We start from the raw sequence: 19875 nt of genomic DNA, 5'->3' as shown, positions 1-19875 counted from the left end.
ATGAGCGATGCCTTCCCCCCCAACGCCTCACGCGCCCCTGACCGGATCGAGCTCGATACCGGCGCGGTCGCCAGCGGCGGTGCCTGCTCGTCGAAAGAGACGATGCGCGAAGCGGCACGCTCGGCGGGCAAGAGCGAAGTGCTTGATCGTTACGCTGCCGACTATCCGGTCGACCCGCAGGCGGGCCCGCATGATCAACCGCAATCGATGTGCCCCGCCTTCGGGAGCCTCCGTGTGGGCCTGCGGATGCGCCGCACCGCGACCGTGCTGTCAGGCTCGGCCTGCTGTGTTTACGGCCTGACCTTCACCTCGCACTTCTACGGCGCGCGCCGGACCGTGGGCTACGTGCCCTTCTCCAGCGAAACACTGGTCACCGGCAAACTGTTCGAAGACATCAAGGAAGCGGTCGAAGGCCTCGCCGATCCTGAGAATTACGACGCGATTGTTGTCACCAACCTGTGCGTCCCCACCGCCAGCGGCGTGCCGCTGCGGCTGCTGGGCAAGGCGATCAACGGCGTCCGCATCATCGGTATCGACGTTCCGGGTTTCGGCATTCCGACCCACGCCGAAGCAAAAGACGTGCTGGCAGGCGCCATGCTCAACTACGCCCGCGAAGAAGTCGCCGCTGGCCCGGTCGCTGCGCCGCGTGAGCGGTCTGACCTGCCGACAGTGACGTTGCTGGGCGAAATGTTCCCGGCTGATCCGGTGGTGATCGGACAGATGCTCGCACCGCTCGGCCTTGCGGCTGGCCCGGTTGTCCCGACCCGCGAATGGCGCGAGCTTTATGCGGCGCTCGATTGCGCAGTGGTCGCCGCAATTCACCCCTTCTACACCGCCAGCATCCGCGAATTCGAAGCGGCCGGACGCCCGATTATCGGTTCGGCTCCGGTCGGTGCTGATGGCACTGCCGCCTGGCTGCAATCGCTCGGCGACACGCTGGGCCTGCCGCAGGACAAGGTCGACGCGGTCAAGAACACCATGATCGCCGCTTGCCGCGGTGCGCTGTCCGCCATGCCGATCAAGGGCCGGATCACGGTTTCGGGCTATGAGGGCTCCGAGCTGCTGGTCGCCCGCCTGCTGATCGAAAGCGGCGCCGAAGTGCCCTACGTGGGCACCGCAACCCCGCGCACCACATGGTCGGATGCCGACCGCGAATGGCTCGAAGCGCGCGGCGCCCATGTGCAATTCCGCGCCAGCCTCGAACAGGACATTGCGGCAGTCGATGAATACCGCCCTGATCTGGCCATTGGTACGACGCCGGTCGTGCAACACGCCAAATCGCGCGCAATTCCTTCGCTCTATTTCACCAACCTCATCTCCGCCCGTCCGCTGATGGGTCCGGCAGGGGCTGGCAGCCTCGCCACGGTGATCAACGCCGCGATGGGCAACAAGGCGCGCTTCGATGCGATGCGCGACTTCTTCGAAGGCGTCGGCACCGAACATGCGGCCGGCGTGTGGGAAGACCTCCCGGTCGACCGGCCCAAGTTCCGCAAGAAATACGCTGCCCTCAATGAAGCAGCGCGCAAGGCGTCGGAGGCGATCGGCTCATGACCCTGATCCTCGACCATGATCGCGCGGGCGGATATTGGGGCGCTACCTACGTCTTCACTGCGGTGAAGGGCTTACAGGTCATCATCGACGGCCCGGTGGGCTGCGAGAACCTGCCTGTCACCAGCGTCCTCCATTACACCGACGCCCTGCCCCCGCATGAGCTCCCCATCGTCGTCACCGGCTTGGGTGAGGAAGAGCTGGGCAAGACCGGCACCGAAGGCGCGATGAAGCGGGCGTGGAAAGCGCTCGACACCGAACTGCCCTGCGTGGTCGTCACTGGCTCTATCGCCGAGATGATCGGCGGCGGCGTCACGCCCGAAGGCACCAATATCAAGCGCTTCCTGCCGCGCACCATCGATGAAGATCAGTGGCAATCGGCTGACCGCGCGCTGACCTGGCTGTGGACCGAATTCGGCCCCAAGAAGATGCCGGAAAAGCGCGTGCGCAAGGACGGGGAAAAGCCCCGCGTCAACATCATCGGCCCCAGCTATGGCATGTTCAACATGCCAAGCGATCTGGCCGAGATCCGCCGCCTTGTCGAAGGCATCGGCGCAGAAGTCGGCGCGGTGTTCCCCTTGGGCAGCCACCTTGCCGATATCCGCGACCTCGCCACGAGCGACGCGAACGTCTGCATGTACCGCGAGTTTGGCCGCAACCTGTGCGAAACGCTCGAACGGCCCTACTTCCAGGCTCCGATCGGCCTCACCCAGACCACCAAGTTCCTGCGCGCGCTGGGCGCCGAGCTCGGACTTGATCCCGAACCCTTCATCGAGCGCGAGAAGCACACCACGATCAAGCCCTTGTGGGATCTGTGGCGTTCGGTGACGCAGGACTTCTTCGGCACCGCGAGCTTCGGCATCGTCGCCAATGACACCTATGCGCGCGGCATCCGCCAGTTCCTTGAAGGGGACATGGGCCTGCCCTGCACCATCGCGGCTTCACGCTGCGCCGGGGTGAAGACCGACAACCACGCTGTGCGCGAATCCCTGCACAGCAACCCGCCGCTGGTGATGTTCGGCAGCTACAACGAACGCATGTATCTGGCTGAGAAGTCAGGCAGCGGCTACGGACCGAGCACGCAGTTCATTCCCGCCAGCTTCCCCGGCGCGGCGATCCGTCGCCACACCGGCACGCCCTTCATGGGATATTCCGGCGCGACCTATCTGGTGCAGGAAGTGTGCAATGCGCTGTTTGACGCGCTGTTCCACATCCTCCCGCTTGGTACCGAGCTCGACAAGGTCGACCCGACACCGACGCGCAATGAAGCGCAACTGGCCTGGGACGACGATGCCAAGACCAAGCTTGACCAGCTGGTTGAAGCCCAGCCCGTGCTGGTCCGGATTTCCGCGGCCAAACGCCTGCGCGATCTGGCCGAACGGACCGCGCGGCGCCGCGGGCACGCCACAGTTTCCGCAGACTGCCTCGCCGAGGCACTGCTTGAGGGAGCGGGAGCATGATGATCATGCGCGCCCTTCCCAACTCTTTGTCGCTGATGCGGAGCCTTTCCGCGACGGCACAATCCCATGCCCCCTTCGAGGGGGCTCTCCAATCCACGTGGGGGATCACGCGGGGACGCCGAAGGGAGCTTTCGGGCTCTCAATCAAACCCAACTGAACGGAGAAAACCCGATGAACGAACGTATCGGAACTCACCTGACGCCTGAAGAGGCTCAGGAAATCCACAAGGGCTTCATGGGCACCTTCACCCTTTATGTGGTGATCGCGCTCGTGGCTCACGCCCTGATGTGGGCCTACAAGCCCTGGCTCTAATTCCATCATGATTGCGCACTGCCTGCAATCGGCAGGCCGTGCAGATATCTGATCGGTAAACGAAAGGAATTTTCCCATGTGGAGAGTTTGGTTCTACTTTGACATCCGTCGCGCCCTCGTCGCGCTCCATGTTGGTCTCGCCGTGTTGGCGTTCACCATCCACTTCATCCTGCTCAGCACGGATCGCTACAACTGGCTCGAGCGCGCTCCCGGCGCGCCCGCACCGGCTCAGGCAGCTATCGAATCGTCGGAAGCTCCGGCGGCGGGATAGTTCCTGCTTGAAATGTGAGGGGGCAGGTTCGCCTGCCTGCCTCCTAACACTTTTTGGCAAACCTATAGCACCCGCCTCGCTGGCGGGGAGGATGGACCTATGGCGCTCCTTAGTTTCGAGCGGAAATACCGCGTCCGCGGTGGCACATTAATCGGCGGCGACCTTTTCGACTTCTGGGTCGGGCCGTTTTATGTCGGATTCTTTGGAGTGACGACGGCGATCAGCGCCCTTCTGGGCACCATGCTGATCTTCGCCGCCGCTACACAGGGTCCGACTCTCAACCCGTGGCTGATTTCGATCAATCCGCCACCCGTCGAATATGGCCTCAGCCTCGCGCCGATGGCGCAAGGCGGATACTGGCAGATCATCACCTGTTGCGCCGTTGTCGCCTTCGTTTCGTGGGTGCTGCGGCAGGCAGAAATCTCCCGCAAGCTCGGCATGAGCTACCACGTGCCGATCGCCTTCAGCGTGGCTGTGTTCGCTTATGTCTCGCTCAACGTCATCCGTCCCTTGTGGATGGGCGCGTGGGGCAACGGCTTCCCTTACGGGATCTGGACGCACCTCGAGTGGGTCTCGAACGTCGGATATGCCTTCGGCAACTTCCACTACAACCCTGTGCACATGCTCGCGATCTCGTTCTTCTTCACGAACGCGCTCGCCCTCGCTCTGCATGGTGGTCTGGTGCTGTCGGCGGTCAATCCTTCGGGCGGCACCGACGTCAAGTCGCCTGAATATGAAGATACCTATTTCCGGGACTTCATCGGGTACTCGGTCGGCACGCTCGGCATCCACCGGGTGGGGCTCTTCCTGGCGCTCAGCGCCGGGTTCTGGAGCGCCATCTGCATCGTCATCTCCGGCACTCTGTATGTCGGCAGCTGGATCGAATTCTGGGATTTCTGGAAGAAGATTCCGATCTGGTCGTAAGGAGCACCTGAACCATGGCGACTTATCAAAACATATTCACACAGGTCCAGGTGCAAGGGCCGCCCGAAATGGGCGTCCCGCACCTCGACGGCAGCGAAGGGCGCATTGCCCTGGTCGGCCACAACTACTGGATGGGCAAGCTGGGCCAGGCCCAGATCGGCCCCGTCTATCTGGGCGCCACCGGGGTGATCAGCCTCGCCTTCGGTACGCTGGCGATCATGATCATCGGGCTCAACTTCTGGGCGCAAGCCGGATGGAGCCCGCAGACCTTCATGCGCGAATTCTTCTGGCTCTATCTCGCGCCCCCGGGCCCGGAATACGGCTTCAGCCCCTTCGTCCCGCTGGACAAGGGTGGCTGGTGGATTCTCGCGGGCTTCAGCCTGACGGTCTCGATCCTGATGTGGTGGGTGCGCACCTACAACCGCGCCAAGGCGCTGGGCATGGGGATGCATATCCCCTGGGCCTTCGCTTCGGCCATCTGGCTTTACCTGGTGCTGGGCTTCATCCGCCCGTTGCTGATGGGCAGCTGGTCGGAAGCGGTGCCGTTCGGCATCTTCGAGCACCTCAATTGGACCAACAACTTCTCGCTGGTCTACGGTAACCTGTTCTACAACCCGTTCCACGCGCTCTCGATTGTCTTCCTGTATGGGTCGGCCGTCCTGTTCGCGATGCACGGCGCGACGATCCTGGCACTCGGCCGTTACGGCGGCGAGCGCGAGATCGAACAGATCACCGATCGCGGCACCGCGGCTGAACGCGGCGCATTGTTCTGGCGCTGGGTGATGGGCTTCAATGCCACGTTCGAATCGATCCACCGCTGGGCATGGTGGTTTGCAGTGCTGACGACGCTTACGGGCGGCATCGGCATTCTGCTGACCGGCACCGTGGTCGATAACTGGTACCTGTGGGCGCAAGAGCATTACTACGCTCCGGATACGATCAACTACGATCCGACCGGGGCGGCTCAGGCTGCTGCTGGCCAGAAGTAAGGGCCCGGGCCCCTGGTGGCCCGGCTCCTCAACTAACCGCACAAACACAAACCCGGCGCGGACCTCACGGTCCGGCCGGGTTTTGATTTGGGGTCTTGGGATAGCGGGAGTTGGCCCGCCGCGCGCGTTACTGCGGCGGCCCCGCCTTGAACCTCATGCGCAGATCCATCAGGTGGAGCGGCAGGGATGCGGCCAAGGGCAGAGCGATCCACCACCAGTCGGCTCCCACGAGCGCCGCGCGCAGGCCCAGCACGATCAGCGCCGCCGGGCCAAGCAAGCCAACAATCGCCTTCCAGCTCCAGCGCTTCCAGTCGCGCAGCCACACCGCCTCGATCGCCAGCACGCCGAGGATCACATCAGCCGCATGGCCACTCTCGAACAGGATCTCGGTAAGGCCTCCGCCCGCCATGCTGTCGCCTTCCCCGCCCTCAGCCTCAGCCGAACGGAGCGTTCAGTTGCACCACCGCCCAATTGAGCGCACCCGCAAAGGTCACCCAGCCAAGATATGGCACCAGCAGCAGCGCGGCCGATTTGGAGAAGCGCCCGCAATAGAGGATGATCACAAGGATCGAGAGCCACAGCAAGGTGACCTCATAAAACGCCCAGTCGGGCCGCTGGAGGCGGAAGAAGATCAGGCTCCAGCTGATGTTGAGAAAGCCGTTCAGGGCAAACAGCCCCAGCACCCATTCCGCTGCTGCCGATGTCGGCGCGGCGCGCCAGGCTGTGATCCCGGCGACCGTGATCAAGGCATAAATGACCGTCCAGCCCATCGGGAAGACCACATCGGGCGGGTTCCAGTCGGGCTTGGCCAGCGCCTGATACCACGGGCCAAGATCGGTCACGGTCGCGCCAAGGGCGGCGACACACAGCGCCGCACCCGTCGCAACGGTCACGGGAATGATCATCATCCGGTTCATTGCACGAGCTTAGAGTCGCACCCGCCAACCTGCAACGGAAAGCGCCCCGATACGGTCAGGTCGCAGGACGCAGGCCCAGCAGGTGGGCGGTGTCTTTGAGGAAAATCTTGATGTGCGCCATCGGTTTGGCGCGCACCAGCTTCTTGTGCATATATGCCTGCCAGGTCAGTTCCTGCACATCCTTGTCATCGCACATGGTCACGAACCGCTCGCGGCGCTTGTCGGACGAATACCAGAAATACTGCATCATCCCGAGCACCCAGAACACCTTGCCGTGTTCCTTCATGAAGGCCTTGCGCGCGGAACGCAGGTGCTTGGCCTCGCCGGTCTTGAGGAAGGCCGCAGCCGCCTCGCCCACCAACCGCCCGCCGACCATCGCGTAATAGATGCCCTCACCCGAAGCAGGCGCAACGACGCCCGCTGCATCGCCGGCAACGATCACGTCCGCACCATTGTCCCAGCGCTTCAGTGGCTTCAAGGGGATGGGCGCGCCTTCGCGGCGCAGAGTCTCGCAGCGGTCCAGCCCCAGATCATCGCGCATCGTGGCAATCGCGCCGCGCAGGCTGAAGCCCTTGTTGGCGCTGCCCACCCCGATGCTCGCGGTGTCGCCATGCGGGAACACCCAGGCGTAGAAATCGGGCGAAAGGCGGCCCTGATAATAGACATCGCAGCGCGAGGCATCGAACTGGTCGGTGTTGCGCGGCGGGGACTTGATGATCTCGTGATAGGCGAAGACGCACGGGATGCGCTCAGCCCCCGGCAGGCATTGCTTGGCCACGGCCGAGCGCGCGCCATCCGCGCCAATCACCACGCGGGCGCGCACGCTTTCGATCGGGGCACCGCGGCTCCGGCGGAAGGTGACGATGGGGTGAGCCTTGTCGTCACGCTCGATCTTCTCGAAGGTGGCGGTCAGGCGTTCGGCTCCCGAATGGCGCGCACGTTCACGCAAGGCTTCATCGAATTCCTCACGGTCGACCATGCCGACATAGCCGATCTCGCCCACCGGCATATCGACCGCACGCCCCGAGGGCGCGATCATCCGGGCGGAACGCGCCTTGGCGACCAGCAGGCTTTGCGGAATGTCGAAATCGGCGAGCAGGCGCGGTGGAATCGCGCCGCCGCACGGCTTGATCCGCCCGCCGCGCTCGATCAGCAGCACCGAATGGCCGGCCAGCGCGAGATCGGTCGCCGCAGTCGAGCCGGACGGACCGCCGCCGATGATGACCGCGTCATAGATTGTCTGGTTCATGCGAAGACCTCCCTCTTCTGCTTGATCATGGCGGCGCGCATTGCGGCCCCGCCGGTGGCCTTAACTGCCAATAGAGCAGCAAGCACGAAGGCTGCCGCTTCCACGGCAAAAACAACTTGAAACGCCGCGCCGTCACTCGCGAGCGTCCGGCGCGCGACATCGAGGCCAAGAGCGCCAATCAGCCCGCCGAGCCCGAAGGCGATCGCTTGGCTTGCGCCCCACACGCCCATGCGCACGCCTTCGCGGGTCTTCTCACCTGCACCGGCGAGGCCCATCATCGATCCGATGGCAGCCACCGCGAAGACGCCATTGCCGAAGCCCAGCACGAAAAGGTTGATCCCCAAAGGCCACGGCGGCCCGTTGACCGCTGCCAGTCCGAGCGCGCCCAGCCCCAGCCCTGACGCGAGGCAGCCGCCCACCACCCAGGGACGCAGCCCCTCGGCCCGCTTGCCCGAAAAGGCACTGCCGCCGATCCCGGCGATGATCATGCCGATCAGGATGCCGCCCTGGTGGAACTGCCCCACGGTTTTGGTCGATTCTCCCGGTGACAGGCCGAAGATCAGACCCGCGAAGGGTTCGAGGATCAGATCCTGCATCGAGAACGCGACCATTGAGACGAAGATGAATATGGTAAAGCGCCGCGCCGCGGCCTCATGCCAGATCTCGGCAAGGGCAGCGCGGAAATCGGGCGCGGGAGCGTCTTCAGCGCTATCGCGGAATTGGCCCGCCTGTCGCTCCAGCCGGAAGGTCGCCAGCACGGTCACGGCAATCGTCACCGCTGCAAGTCCGCCCGCCACTTCGAGCAGTCGCTCGGGCGAATAGGGCTTGAGCAATTCGCCCACTGTGATCGCCGAGGCGACGATACCGCCCACCATCATGATCCACGTGACAGCAGCGGCGGCCGCGCGTCGTTCCGGCGCGACACCGGACGCGAGCAGCGCCAGCGCCGAAGTCCCGCCTGCACCCACGCCGACACCGATCAGCGCATAGGCGAACACGGCCAGCGCGAAGGCGGCGGGGAAGGCGCTCGCCATCATCAGCGTAGCCTGCGTCGCCAGCAGCGCACCAGCCGCCAGTACCACCAGCCCGCCAATGATCCAGGGCACGCGGCTGCGTCCCTTGTCGGACCCGTGCCCCCACAGCGGACGACCCAGCTGCACCGCATAGTGCCAGGCGACCAACCCGGCGGGGATTGCCGCTGCCAGTTGGAACTCGACAATCATCAACCGGTTGAGCACCGCCGTGGTCAACATCACCAGCGCGCCGATCGAGGCCTGCACAAGCCCAATCCGCACGATCCCGAACCAGCCGAACCCGGCCTTCTTCGTCATCGGTGCGGCGAGCGGGGCGTGCATCAGATGTAGCCCCCAAGGCCCAATGCCGCTGCCAGCATCCCCAGCACATAGAGCGTCACGCCCACCCCGTTATACCACGGCGCATATTTCGCCGGATCGCGGATCAGTTTGGGCATCGCCGCGATCTGCGCGGCCAGAACGCCCGTCACGATCAGCGCGGACAGGCTGTAGCCCCAGACGGCCAGCAGCGCGATCACCGCGATCTGCGAAGCGGCCATGGTGACGCAGGCCAGCTTTGCCGCAGGGCCCACGCCCATCACCACGGGAAGCGAAGTCAGGCCCGTCTGGCGGTCACCCTCGACCGCCTTGAAGTCATTCAGCACCATGATCCCGTGCGCGCCGAGTGAATAGAGCACCAGCACGGCGATGACGTGGGCCGAAGGCATCGCGCCGAGCATGACGGCAGCGCCGGTGAACCAGCTCAACCCTTCATAGGTCAGCCCGCACACCAGCGGGCCAAGCCAGCCGTTCGCCTTGAAGCGCAGCGGCGGTGCGGAATAGGCCCAGGCAAAGGCGAGACCCACGAGTCCGGCAATGAACACCAGCGGGCCGAGCAGCCAGCCGATGCCCGCCGAAATCAGCGTGGCGATGATCGCGATATACAGCCCCCAGCGTCCCGGAATGCGGCCCGAGGGGATCGGGCGGTGCGGTTCGTTGATGGCGTCGACATGGCGGTCGAACCAGTCGTTGACCGCCTGGCTCGTGCCGCACACCAGCGGTCCTGCCAGCAACACGCCGCCCGCCACGAACCATAAGCGGCCATCTAGTCCGGCACCGGACGACACCGCGCCGCACATGAAGGCCCACATCGGCGGAAACCAGGTGATGGGTTTGAACAGTTCGAGCACATCGCGCGGCCGGGGCGCCGATCGCGGGCGCAGGCCCGAACCTGGCGCCGGGTTGGGCACTGTGCGAGTCGAAGGTACCGAGTGCTCCATAATCGAAGGCTATGCCTGACAACCATAGGCGTCAAATTATTTTGACACTTATGTCCCGCCATCATCCAATTTTTTCGTTCATTTAGATGAATGCGTCCAGCCTATGTCCAATTCGGACGTGTCAGGTTGGATGATATGGATGATTGTGCGGGCGCGCCCTGCCCTACCTCAGGCTCGTACTGTCCTGATCCAGAGCCACGTCGACACGGCGATTGTGCTGAGCGTAGTTGTGCGGCGCCAAGCCCTACCGGGCCTGCCGTTACTCGCCGTCGCCAGCCAGATTACCGAGCCCGTAACGGTGCAGCTTGGAATAGAGGCTCTGGCGCGACAGGCCGAGGATTTCCGCTGCCGATGCGCGATTGTCCGAGGTATAGGACAGCGCCGCCTCGATGCACAATCTCTCAATGAGATCAGTGCTTTCGCGGACGATATCCTTCAACGACATCCGCCCAACCAACTCGGTCAGCTGCTCGACAGAGCGCGGCATATCCTGCGCACCGGGCGGCAGATCGCGCAAGCGGCGACCGACGGGGCGGATCACGAAGGCATAATAGCCATCCTCGCCCGAGGTGCGAACCGCTGACAATTCAACCGCTTCGCCTTCGATGTCGTGACCAACCCGCAGGATCGTCGCGACATTGCGCGCGGCCCCATGCTGGTCGATCTGGCCTTCGATCAGATCGAGGTCGATCCCGGGCCGACCGATCGATTCCGACAGGTGCCGCCCGCGCAGTTGATCGACGCTAGCGGCTTGCAAAAGCTCGACAAATGCGGCGTTTGCGGTGACGATTTCCAGATTACTGTCAGCTACCACAAAGGCATCGGGCATCTGGTCGACCAGTGCCAGGACCGGCGAGGATTCCAGGGGCGGACGATCGCTCGCCGGAACCAACCGCACTAACAGGAACTGGCCGCGATCCTGGGTAAACCCATTGACCGTCGCCATCACTTCGCGCGCGCCGCGGGCGATGCGGATCCGGGCCGGGCTGACCGTGTCCGAAACCAGCGCCGCGCCGACCAGCGACTGGACCGCATCATACGAATTTTTATCGATGAAAGTCAGCAACTTCTTACCGGGCAGACCCCCAATGCGCGTGCCGACCAGCATATGCGCCGCCGGGTTCGCCTCGCGGATCCGCAGCGTGCCGGCCTCGACGATCATCACCGGCTCGGTCGAGCGTTCGAACAGCATCCGGTAGCGCGACTCAAGCTGGCGCATCCTGAGGTAATCGCGTTCGAGCGACTGCTGGACTTGAAGCAACCGCTGCTGCAACTTGCCCGCTTCACGCAGATCGCGGCCAAAGGCGATGCGGTGCTCGCCGCCATTGACGCTCAGCACAGCGTAGCGGATCGGCACATCACCGTCGCGCGACGGGTGATTGACCTGTCGCCAGTGCTGCACTTCGCCGCGCCGTGCGGCGGCCAGCATCTCCATGATTTTCGGGCGACTTTCATCCGTCACCGTCTCGATCCAGTTGGTCCCGACCCATCCGGAAAAGGCCGGAAACTCGCGCGGATCAAACGCCGCATCAAGGATCGTACCCGTATCGTCCAGAACCAGCGTCACGTCACCCGCGACCATCGCCAGCTTCATCGCCGCATCGGCATCAAGGGTGTTGAACAGCTCGGCAGCCTTCCCGAACGGGTGCTTGCCTTCAATGCTGTGTTTGCGGGTGAGCATCGCTGATCGAACCTACAACAGGTTCAGATGGCGGGTAGCAGCGGTCTTCATCAGCGAGTTCGCCAGTTCGAGCGCGGCCAGCGCGTCCGCTCCTGTACCATCGGCACCCACTTCGATCGCAACTCCGGGGTTTTCGTTGATCATTCGTCCGCCGACAAGCACGATGATATGAGGGTTGGCCGATACGTTGCGTACCGCCTTGATGAGGTTACCAAGGGCTGCGCTAGGACAATCGCGGGCGAGGGTCAATCCGATGAGATCGAAGGGTTGCCGCGCGAGGCGATCCAGCAATTCGCGCCGCTCAGGCTTGACCAGCGCTTCGCTGCGCCAGCCGCCGCGAGCGAAGACTTCCTCGATCATCAGCGTGCCGAAATTGTGGTTGTCTCCCGGCATCGGCGAGAACAGCGCCGAGTAAGGGAGGCTCATCCCGCCCATCACGGCGGGCGAGCGTGCTGCGACTTCGCGCATCACTTCCTGCAACCGCCACAAGCCCATTGTAACATCAAGGAAATCGCACTCATCCGATTCCCACATCTCGCCCAGCTTGCGGGCGGCAGGGGCGAGCAGATCGAGGCAGATTGTCTCGACACTGGCGCCCTTGGTGATGAAGGCATCGACCTCTTCAAGGAGGCTCGCCGCTTCGAGCCGCAAGGGCAAAACGGCGAAGCGCGAAGCCTCGTCCGCAGAAATGGTTCGGGATCGTTTCGACCGGGCCTGAGCGTCTGAACTGGTGTGCGCCATCAACAGGCGCGGAATGATCTCACCCTCGATGATCGCATTGACGGAATCGGGCTGATCGGGGCTGGCAACAGAACCGCGTCGTCGCACCGCTTCAAGCGGCGCCGAGATGACCCCCCGCAGGACCGCCGATCCCGCACCAAACATGCTCGAAGCCTTGGACTCTCCCATTCGTCAGACCCTCCCAGGTCTTGCGGACGAACCTTCCGCAGGAGGTGTACCAACCCAACATCGATCGGCAGCAGCCCTGATCCCCAAGGGCCAGCGACTCTAAATACGCTTTTTCCCGGCATGGCGCAAATGACCTTACCGGGGAATCTGTAATCGTCAACAAAACTAAACGTCCAATCTAGTTGACACTCAAGTTGGAAAGGGTAATCTCCGAGTCTGAGAGAAAAGGCTAACGCATCACATGACTCGGACGGATCAAGCATCCCCGGTCGAACCCGGAACCACGGTGAAGGGGGCGGGCCACGAGAGGGGCAATACCGGCGCACTTTACACCGCCGAAGAACGGCAGCGCCGCGACCAATCCGTCTGGACCATTGTTCAGGGCGTCTTGGCCCCGGTGCAGTTTCTGGTGTTTCTCGTTAGCCTCGGCCTTGTGATCCGCACGCTCACCACCGGTGACGGCGCCTTCGCTGCCGACGTCTCAATCGTCATCAAGACACTGGTACTCTACACCATCATGATCACCGGCTCGATCTGGGAGAAGGTGGTGTTCGGCAAATGGCTGTTTGCCCCCGCGTTCTTCTGGGAAGACGTGTTCTCGATGCTCGTGCTGGCGCTGCACACCCTTTATCTGGTGCTGCTGCTGGGCGAGATCGGCACGCTGGAGCAGCGGATGCTGGTCGCGCTGGCTGGTTATGCCGCTTACGTGATCAACGCTGGCCAGTTCATCTGGAAGCTGCGGATGGCGCGCCTTCAGGGCTCGCTGTCCAACACGGCGGTGGCCGCATGAGCGTGGCTGACATCCTTGATGGCTGCGCGGCCGAACTCGCCCACGACACTGGCCCCGCAATCGCTCCTGCGCGCCCCGTTCTGCGTGAACGCGGCCAGCGTGAAGTGTTCTGCGGCCTCACCGGCATCATCTGGCTGCACCGCAAGATGCAGGACGCCTTCTTCCTCGTGGTCGGCTCACGCACCTGCGCCCACCTGCTGCAATCGGCGGCGGGCGTGATGATCTTTGCCGAGCCGCGCTTTGCGACCGCGATCATGGAAGAGCGTGATCTGGCCGGCATGGTCGATGCCCAGGACGAGCTTGACCGGGTGGTGAACCGCCTGCTCGAACGCCGCCCCGACATCAAGACCCTGTTCCTCGTCGGCTCGTGCCCCTCGGAAGTGATCAAGCTCGATCTCGCCAAGGCCGCGCAGCGCCTCGGCGCGGTGCATATGCCGCGGGTTCGCATTCTGAATTATTCGGGCAGCGGGATCGAAACGACCTTCACGCAAGGCGAAGATGCCTGCCTGTCAGCGCTGGTGCCGGTGATGCCTGCCCTTGCCGCCGATGCGCCCAAGGAGCTGCTGATCGTCGGCAGCCTCCCCGACATTGTCGAAGACCAGTTCCTGCGCCTGTTTGCCGAGATGGGTATCGCCAAGGTCGGCTGTCTGCCCGCCCGCAACGCCCGCGACCTGCCGAGCGTTGGCCCGGGGACCCGCTACCTGCTGGCTCAGCCCTTTCTGGGTGAGACCGCGATGGCGCTCGAAGGTCGCGGCGCCCAGCGGATCGAGGCCCTGTTCCCGTTCGGCGTCGACGGTACAAGTGACTGGCTGCGTGCTGCGGCTGAGGCGTTCGGCATCGACCGCGCCCTGACCGAGCAAGTCATCGCCCCCGGCCGCGCCCGCGCTGCCCGCGCGCTCGCCAATCTGCGTCCGCAGCTTGAAGGCAAGCGCATCACCTTCCTGCCCGACTCGCAGCTCGAAGTGCCGCTCGCGCGCTTCCTGCAAGACGAATTGGGGATGGAGCTGGTCGAAGTCGGCACGCCCTATCTGCACCGCGCGCATCTCGCCCGCGAGCTGGACAGGTTCGGCCCCAACGTGCGCCTCAGCGAAGGCCAGCATCTCGACCGCCAGCTTGATCGTGTGCGCGCTGACCGCCCTGACATTACCGTATGCGGACTTGGCCTTGCCAACCCGCTCGAAGGCGAAGGCCTGACCACCAAGTGGGCCATCGAACTCGTCTTCTCGCCGATCCACGGCTTCGACCAAGCCGCCGATCTCGCCGAACTCTTTGCCCGGCCGCTGCGGCGCCGGGACATGCTGGAGGTCTAGGCGATGCAACTGGCTGTCTGGACATATGAAGGCCCCCCGCATGTCGGCGCAATGCGCGTCGCGACTGCGATGGAGAAACTCCACTACGTGCTGCACGCACCGCAAGGTGATACTTACGCGGACCTGCTGTTCACGATGATCGAACGGCGCGGCAAGCGCCCCCCGGTCACCTACACCACCTTCGAAGCCCGCGATCTGGGCAAGGACACGGCGCAAATCTTCCAGGATGCCGCACGCGAAGCGGTCGCGCGGTTCAAGCCGCAGGCGATCATCGTCGGCGCGTCCTGCACCGCTGAACTGATCCAGGACGATCCGGCCGGCCTGTCCGAGGCCATGGGCCTGCCCTGCCCGGTCATCCCGCTCGAATTGCCGAGCTATCAGCGGAAAGAAAACTGGGGCGCGGCGGAAACCTTCTACCAGATCGTCCGCACCCTCGCCGACAAGTCGGTGGTGCGCGAGCCGCGTGAAGGCCGTGCGGCCCGCGTCAACATTCTCGGCCCCACCGCCTTGGGCTTCCGCCACCGCGACGATCTCGTCGAGATCCGCAAGATTCTTGCCCTGCTGGGTGTCGAGGTCAATCTCGTCGCTCCGCTGGGTGCCACCCCGGAGGACATTACCCGGATCGGCCACGCCGATTTCAACATCGTCCTCTACCCCGAAATCGCAGATGAGGCCGCCCGCTGGCTCGAAAAGACTTTCGATCAACCAGCAGTGCGGACCGTCCCTATCGGCGTGGGAGCCACCCGCTCCTTCATTGCCGACGTCGCCGAGCTGGCAGGTGCAGATCCCACGCCTGCCCTCGGCGACACCTCTTCCCGGATGCCCTGGTGGTCACGGTCGGTCGATTCGACCTACCTGACCTCCAAGCGCGTCTTCATCTTCGGCGATGCGACCCACGCGGTCGCCGCCGCCCGGATCGCTCGCGAGGAACTGGGCTTCGAAGTCTGCGGCCTCGGTTGCTACAGCCGCGAATTCGCCCGTGAGGTGCGCGCCGAAGCGGCCCGCTGCGGGATCGAGGCGCTGATCACCGATGATCATCTCGCGGTCGAAGACGCTATCGCTGCCGCTGCGCCCGAACTGGTGCTCGGCACGCAGATGGAACGCCACATCGCCAAGCGGTTCGGCATCCCCTGTGCGGTCATAAGCTCGCCCGTCCACGTGCAGGATTTCCCTGCGCGCCATTCGCCGCAGATGGGCTTTGAAGGCGCGAATGTGATCTTCGACACCTGGGTCCACCCGCTGGTGATGGGCCTTGAAGAGCACCTGCTCACCATGTTCCGCGAGGACTTCGAATTCTCTGACGAAGCGGGCGCATCGCATCACGCAGCGCACTCACCCCGCAAGGCATCGGTGCAGGCCGTCTCGGAAGCGCCGGTCGAGGACATCCCCTCATCTGCAATGGCGGATGCTGACGGCACGCTCTGGACCGTCGAGGCCGAGCGTGAGCTGAAGAAGATCCCGTTCTTCGTGCGCGGCAAGGCTCGCCGCAACACCGAGAACTTCGCCGCTGCCGAGGGTCGCCGCCAGATCGATCTCGAAACTCTCTATGACGCAAAGGCGCATTATGCACGGTAATGTCGCCTCCGCTTCCACGCTGGACCCCCGCGCGCCTGTCCGGGTCGTGATCGTCACGCTCGACAATCACCTCAAAGGCGCAGTGGACCGGGCCGAGGAAGCACTGGCGGCAGAGGGTATCGATCTCAGCCTGCATGCAGCATCCGAATGGGGCAGCGACGCGGGCGAGCTTGAGCATTGCAAGGCAGCCATCGCCGAAGCCGACATTGTCATCGCGACGATGCTGTTCCTCGACGATCACATCCGCGCGATCCTCCCCTCGCTCGAAGCGCGGCGCGAAGATTGCGATGCGATGGTGTGCCTGATGTCGGCGGGTGAAGTCGTCCGCCTGACCAAGATGGGTGCCTACCGGATGGACGCGCCGGCCAAGGGCCCGCTCGCACTGCTGAAGAAGCTGCGCGGCAATGCTGGCAAGCCCGGCGGCAATTCGGGCGCGGGGCAGATGAAGATGCTGCGCCGACTGCCCAAACTGCTGCGCTTCATTCCCGGCACCGCGCAGGACGTGCGCGCCTATTTCCTGACGCTGCAATATTGGCTGGCCGGTTCGGACGAGAACGTCGTCGCCATGGTCCGCGCGCTGATCGACCGCTATGCGGCCGGTGAGCGGCTCTATCGCCGCGGGATCACCAAGGCCGAAGCCCCGCTCGAATATCCTGAGACCGGGGTCTATCACCCGCGCACCCAGCAACGCATTTCCGAAAGCCTGCGCCTGCTCCCGCGCGAGGAAGGCAAGCACGGCACGGTCGGGCTGATCCTGCTGCGTTCCTACCTGCTCGGCCGTGACTGCGCGCATTATGACGGCGCGATTGCTGCCTTTGAAGCTGCGGGTCTCAAGGTTGTCCCGGTGTTCGCCAGCGGGCTCGATGCGCGTCCGGCGATCGAAGCCTTCTTCGTCGGCCCGGATGGCAAGCCCACGGTGGATGCGGTGGTGAACCTCACCGGCTTCAGCCTCGTCGGCGGCCCCGCCTATTCCGATGCGCAGGCCGCACGCGACGTGCTGGGCAAGCTCGATCTGCCCTACCTCGCTGCCCACGCGATCGAGTTCCAGACAATCGAGGATTGGGCGCACCGTCCGCAGGGCCTGCTGCCGCTCGAATCGACGATGATGGTCGCCATGCCGGAACTTGACGGTTCGACCGTGCCGAGCGTGTTCGGCGGCCGTGCGGGCAATTCGGACAAGGGCTGCACTGGCTGCGATCGCAATTGCGCCCGCCCCGCCTCGCACAAGGCCCGCCCGATGCAGGCCTGCCCGGAACGCGCCGAGGCGCTGGCTGCTCGCACGGTCAAACTGATCCAGCTGCGCAAAAGCGAGCGTGCGGCCCGCAAGCTCGCCATCGTTGTCTTCAACTTCCCGCCCAATGCCGGAGCCACCGGAACCGCCGCCTTCATGGCAGTGCACGAATCGCTCTACGCCACGCTCCAGCGCCTCAGCGCCGATGGCTATGCGGTCGACGTCCCCGAAAGCGTCGATGCGATGCGGGACGCTCTGCTGAAGGGCAATACCGATCGCTATGGCACCGATGCCAACGTCGCCCACCGTATCCCGGCCGATGAACACGTGCGGCGCGAAAAGCACCTCGCCGAAATCGAGGCCGCATGGGGCCCTGCCCCCGGCAAGCAGCTGTCCGATGGCGGCAACATCCTCATTCAGGGCGCGCATTTCGGCAATGTCTTCGTCGGCGTGCAACCGGGCTTCGGCTACGAAGGCGATCCGATGCGGTTGCTGTTCGAGGGCACGTTCAGCCCCACCCACGCCTTCAGCGCCTTCTACCGCTGGATCCGCGAAGACTTCGGCGCTCACGCCATCCTGCATTTCGGCACGCACGGCGCGCTCGAATTCATGCCGGGCAAGCAGGCCGGGATGTCGGGCAAGTGCTGGCCGGATCGTCTGATTGGCGACACGCCCAATTTCTACCTCTACGCCGCCAACAACCCGTCCGAAGGGATGTTGGCCAAGCGCCGCTCTGGCGCGACGCTGGTGAGTTATCTTACCCCGCCGCTCGCGCAGGCCGGGCTGTACAAGGGCCTGGTCGAACTCAAGGCCACCGTCGAACGCTGGCGCACCACGATTGACGATGCTGACCATGCCACAGAGCGTGCTGACCTTGCCCAACTGGTCGCCGATCAGTGCGAAGCGCTCGACATCACCTATGCCGATATCGGCGAGCTGCCCGCGCGGCTTTACGAGATGGAAGCGGCGCTGATCCCGCATGGGCTGCATGTCCTCGGCCGCAACCCGCAGGGGATCGAGCGCGAAGACATGCTTGATGCGATGATGGAAGCCGGGAGCCTTGATGGCCCGACGCCTGAACGCGCGGTGCTGGCGGCCAAGCTCGATTCCTCGGACGAACTGGGCGCGCTGATCCACGCGCTGGATGGCGGTTATGTTCAGCCCGCCCCCGGCGGCGATGTGGTGGTGAACCCCGACGTGCTGCCCACCGGCCGCAATATCCACGGCTTCGATCCGTTCCTGATGCCGTCGGCCTATGCCTGCCGCCTCGGCAACGAACAGGCCGAGCAGTTGATCGCCCGCCATGTGAACGGCGGCGAGCCCTTCCCCGAAAGCATCGCGATGGTGCTGTGGGGCACCGACAACATGAAGTCCGAAGGCGTCCAGATCGCGCAAGCGATGACGCTGATGGGCGCACGGCCCCGCCGCGATTCCTATGGCCGTCTGGCTGGCGCGGAACTCATCCCGCTCGCCGAACTCGGCCGTCCGCGGATCGATGTGGTGATGACGCTGTCGGGCATCTTCCGCGATCTGCTGCCGATGCAGACCCGGATGCTCGCCCAAGCCGCGCTGCTCGCCAGCCAGGCCGAGGACGAGGCCATTGAAGCCAACTTCGTCCGCAAGCACACGCTGGCGCAGATGGAAAAGCACGGCTGCGACCTCGAGACCGCCGCTTTGCGCGTCTTCTCCAATGCCGAGGGGGCTTATGGCGCCAACGTCAACCAGATGATCGAAGGCGGCGTCTGGGCCGATCCCGATGAACTCGCCAATGCCTTCGAGATCAACAAGGGCTTTGCCTACGGCGTTTCGGGCAAGCCGGTGCAGCAGCGCGAATTGCTGCAAAGCGCGCTCAGCACGGTCGATTTCACCTACCAGAACCTCGAAAGCGTCGAACTCGGCATCAATGATGTCGACCAGTATGTTGACGGGCTTGGCGGCGTGACCCGCTCGGTCGCGCGGGCCAAGGGGGCGGAAACGCCGGTCTATATCCTCGATGCGACGCGCGGCAGCACCAAGGTGCGCACGCTGGGCGAACAGATCGACCTTGAAACCCGCACCCGCACGCTGAACCCCAAGTGGTTCGAAGGCCTGCTCGAACATGGTTACGAAGGCGTGCGCCAGATTGAAGGCCATGTGACCAGCACGCTGGGCTGGTCGGCCACCACCGGGCAAGTCGCGCCGTGGGTGTACCAGAAGATTTCCGAGACCTTCGTGCTCGATGCCGAGATGCGGCGGCGGATGTCGGCGCTCAACCCCAAGAGCGCGGGCCGCGTGGCGAACCGGCTGCTGGAAGCCTGCGACCGCAACTTGTGGGCGCCGGACGAAGCCACTCTCGCCGCCTTGCGCGAAGCCAATGACGAGCTGGAGGACCGCCTCGAAGGCGTGTTCCCGGCAGAATGAATTCAAGGGATAGATC

Annotated in this window: 17 protein-coding genes; 10 read left to right on the top strand and 7 right to left on the bottom strand. The window is 64.2% G+C overall.

Annotated features, from left to right (window positions below; all coding sequences use genetic code 11):
- From bchY to pufM, 6 genes are all read left to right on the top strand, one after another.
- Complete coding sequence (bchY, locus tag GVM20_RS10830) at nucleotides 1–1551, top strand: chlorophyllide a reductase subunit Y (RefSeq protein ID WP_166547206.1); 1551 nt, start codon at nucleotides 1–3, stop codon at nucleotides 1549–1551.
- A complete protein-coding gene (gene bchZ, locus GVM20_RS10825; protein ID WP_166547205.1) occupies nucleotides 1548–3008 on the top strand; it encodes a chlorophyllide a reductase subunit Z in 1461 nt (486 codons plus the stop codon). The genes bchY and bchZ overlap by 4 nt, the downstream gene beginning before the upstream one ends.
- 171 nt (nucleotides 3009–3179) lie before the next feature.
- The gene (gene pufB, locus GVM20_RS10820; RefSeq protein ID WP_160761937.1) at nucleotides 3180–3320 is read left to right on the top strand and encodes a light-harvesting antenna LH1, beta subunit; all 141 of its coding nucleotides are present in this window, start codon (nucleotides 3180–3182) and stop codon (nucleotides 3318–3320) included.
- A 76-nt stretch (nucleotides 3321–3396) separates the two neighbouring features.
- Nucleotides 3397–3591, top strand: coding sequence for a light-harvesting antenna LH1, alpha subunit (pufA, locus tag GVM20_RS10815; protein ID WP_160761936.1), 195 nt, complete (start codon nucleotides 3397–3399; stop codon nucleotides 3589–3591).
- Nucleotides 3592–3690: 99 nt separating this feature from the next.
- The gene (gene pufL, locus GVM20_RS10810; protein ID WP_160761935.1) at nucleotides 3691–4515 is read left to right on the top strand and encodes a photosynthetic reaction center subunit L; all 825 of its coding nucleotides are present in this window, start codon (nucleotides 3691–3693) and stop codon (nucleotides 4513–4515) included.
- 14 nt (nucleotides 4516–4529) lie between these two features.
- Nucleotides 4530–5504: a photosynthetic reaction center subunit M gene (gene pufM / locus GVM20_RS10805; RefSeq protein ID WP_166547204.1), complete on the top strand. Its 975-nt coding sequence runs from the start codon at nucleotides 4530–4532 to the stop codon at nucleotides 5502–5504.
- 127 nt (nucleotides 5505–5631) lie between these two features.
- Here pufM and GVM20_RS10800 read toward each other — a convergent pair whose 3' ends face one another.
- The 7 genes from GVM20_RS10800 to GVM20_RS10770 all read right to left on the bottom strand — a co-directional run bounded on the left by GVM20_RS10800 (nucleotide 5632) and on the right by GVM20_RS10770 (nucleotide 12553).
- Nucleotides 5632–5913, bottom strand: coding sequence for a hypothetical protein (locus GVM20_RS10800; RefSeq protein ID WP_166547203.1), 282 nt, complete (start codon nucleotides 5911–5913; stop codon nucleotides 5632–5634).
- Nucleotides 5914–5938: 25 nt separating this feature from the next.
- Entirely contained in the window at nucleotides 5939–6412 is a 474-nt protein-coding gene (locus GVM20_RS10795; protein ID WP_353653143.1) for a TspO/MBR family protein, read from the bottom strand.
- Between the two features lie 64 nt (nucleotides 6413–6476).
- The gene (locus GVM20_RS10790) at nucleotides 6477–7670 is read right to left on the bottom strand and encodes a geranylgeranyl diphosphate reductase (protein WP_166547201.1); all 1194 of its coding nucleotides are present in this window, start codon (nucleotides 7668–7670) and stop codon (nucleotides 6477–6479) included.
- Nucleotides 7667–9025: a BCD family MFS transporter gene (locus tag GVM20_RS10785; RefSeq protein ID WP_166547200.1), complete on the bottom strand. Its 1359-nt coding sequence runs from the start codon at nucleotides 9023–9025 to the stop codon at nucleotides 7667–7669. The genes GVM20_RS10790 and GVM20_RS10785 overlap by 4 nt, the downstream gene beginning before the upstream one ends.
- The gene (chlG, locus tag GVM20_RS10780) at nucleotides 9025–9963 is read right to left on the bottom strand and encodes a chlorophyll synthase ChlG (RefSeq protein WP_166547199.1); all 939 of its coding nucleotides are present in this window, start codon (nucleotides 9961–9963) and stop codon (nucleotides 9025–9027) included. The genes GVM20_RS10785 and chlG overlap by 1 nt, the downstream gene beginning before the upstream one ends.
- Before the next feature lie 259 nt (nucleotides 9964–10222).
- Nucleotides 10223–11644: a transcriptional regulator PpsR gene (gene ppsR / locus GVM20_RS10775; RefSeq protein WP_166547198.1), complete on the bottom strand. Its 1422-nt coding sequence runs from the start codon at nucleotides 11642–11644 to the stop codon at nucleotides 10223–10225.
- Nucleotides 11645–11656: 12 nt separating this feature from the next.
- On the bottom strand, nucleotides 11657–12553 hold the full coding sequence (locus GVM20_RS10770; protein ID WP_234031960.1) for a cobalamin B12-binding domain-containing protein: 897 nt from the start codon (nucleotides 12551–12553) through the stop codon (nucleotides 11657–11659).
- 241 nt (nucleotides 12554–12794) lie between these two features.
- Between GVM20_RS10770 and bchF the strand changes: the two genes are divergently transcribed.
- Genes bchF through GVM20_RS10750 form a run of 4 tightly spaced genes read left to right on the top strand, consistent with a single transcriptional unit; the run spans nucleotide 12795 to nucleotide 19859 of the window.
- The gene (bchF, locus tag GVM20_RS10765; RefSeq protein ID WP_166547197.1) at nucleotides 12795–13343 is read left to right on the top strand and encodes a 2-vinyl bacteriochlorophyllide hydratase; all 549 of its coding nucleotides are present in this window, start codon (nucleotides 12795–12797) and stop codon (nucleotides 13341–13343) included.
- Complete coding sequence (locus tag GVM20_RS10760) at nucleotides 13340–14653, top strand: ferredoxin:protochlorophyllide reductase (ATP-dependent) subunit N (protein WP_234031959.1); 1314 nt, start codon at nucleotides 13340–13342, stop codon at nucleotides 14651–14653. Before bchF ends, GVM20_RS10760 begins: the two co-directional genes overlap by 4 nt.
- A 3-nt stretch (nucleotides 14654–14656) precedes the next feature.
- Nucleotides 14657–16228, top strand: coding sequence for a ferredoxin:protochlorophyllide reductase (ATP-dependent) subunit B (gene bchB / locus GVM20_RS10755; protein WP_166547196.1), 1572 nt, complete (start codon nucleotides 14657–14659; stop codon nucleotides 16226–16228).
- On the top strand, nucleotides 16218–19859 hold the full coding sequence (locus GVM20_RS10750) for a magnesium chelatase subunit H (protein ID WP_166547195.1): 3642 nt from the start codon (nucleotides 16218–16220) through the stop codon (nucleotides 19857–19859). The genes bchB and GVM20_RS10750 overlap by 11 nt, the downstream gene beginning before the upstream one ends.
- The last annotated feature ends 16 nt before the right edge of the window (nucleotides 19860–19875 follow it).

Source organism: Porphyrobacter sp. SLTP (assembly GCF_009905735.1).
Classification (GTDB): Bacteria; Pseudomonadota; Alphaproteobacteria; order Sphingomonadales; family Sphingomonadaceae; genus Erythrobacter.
Note: the sequence above shows the minus strand (reverse complement) of the source record. Positions and strands in the feature narration are given on the sequence as shown.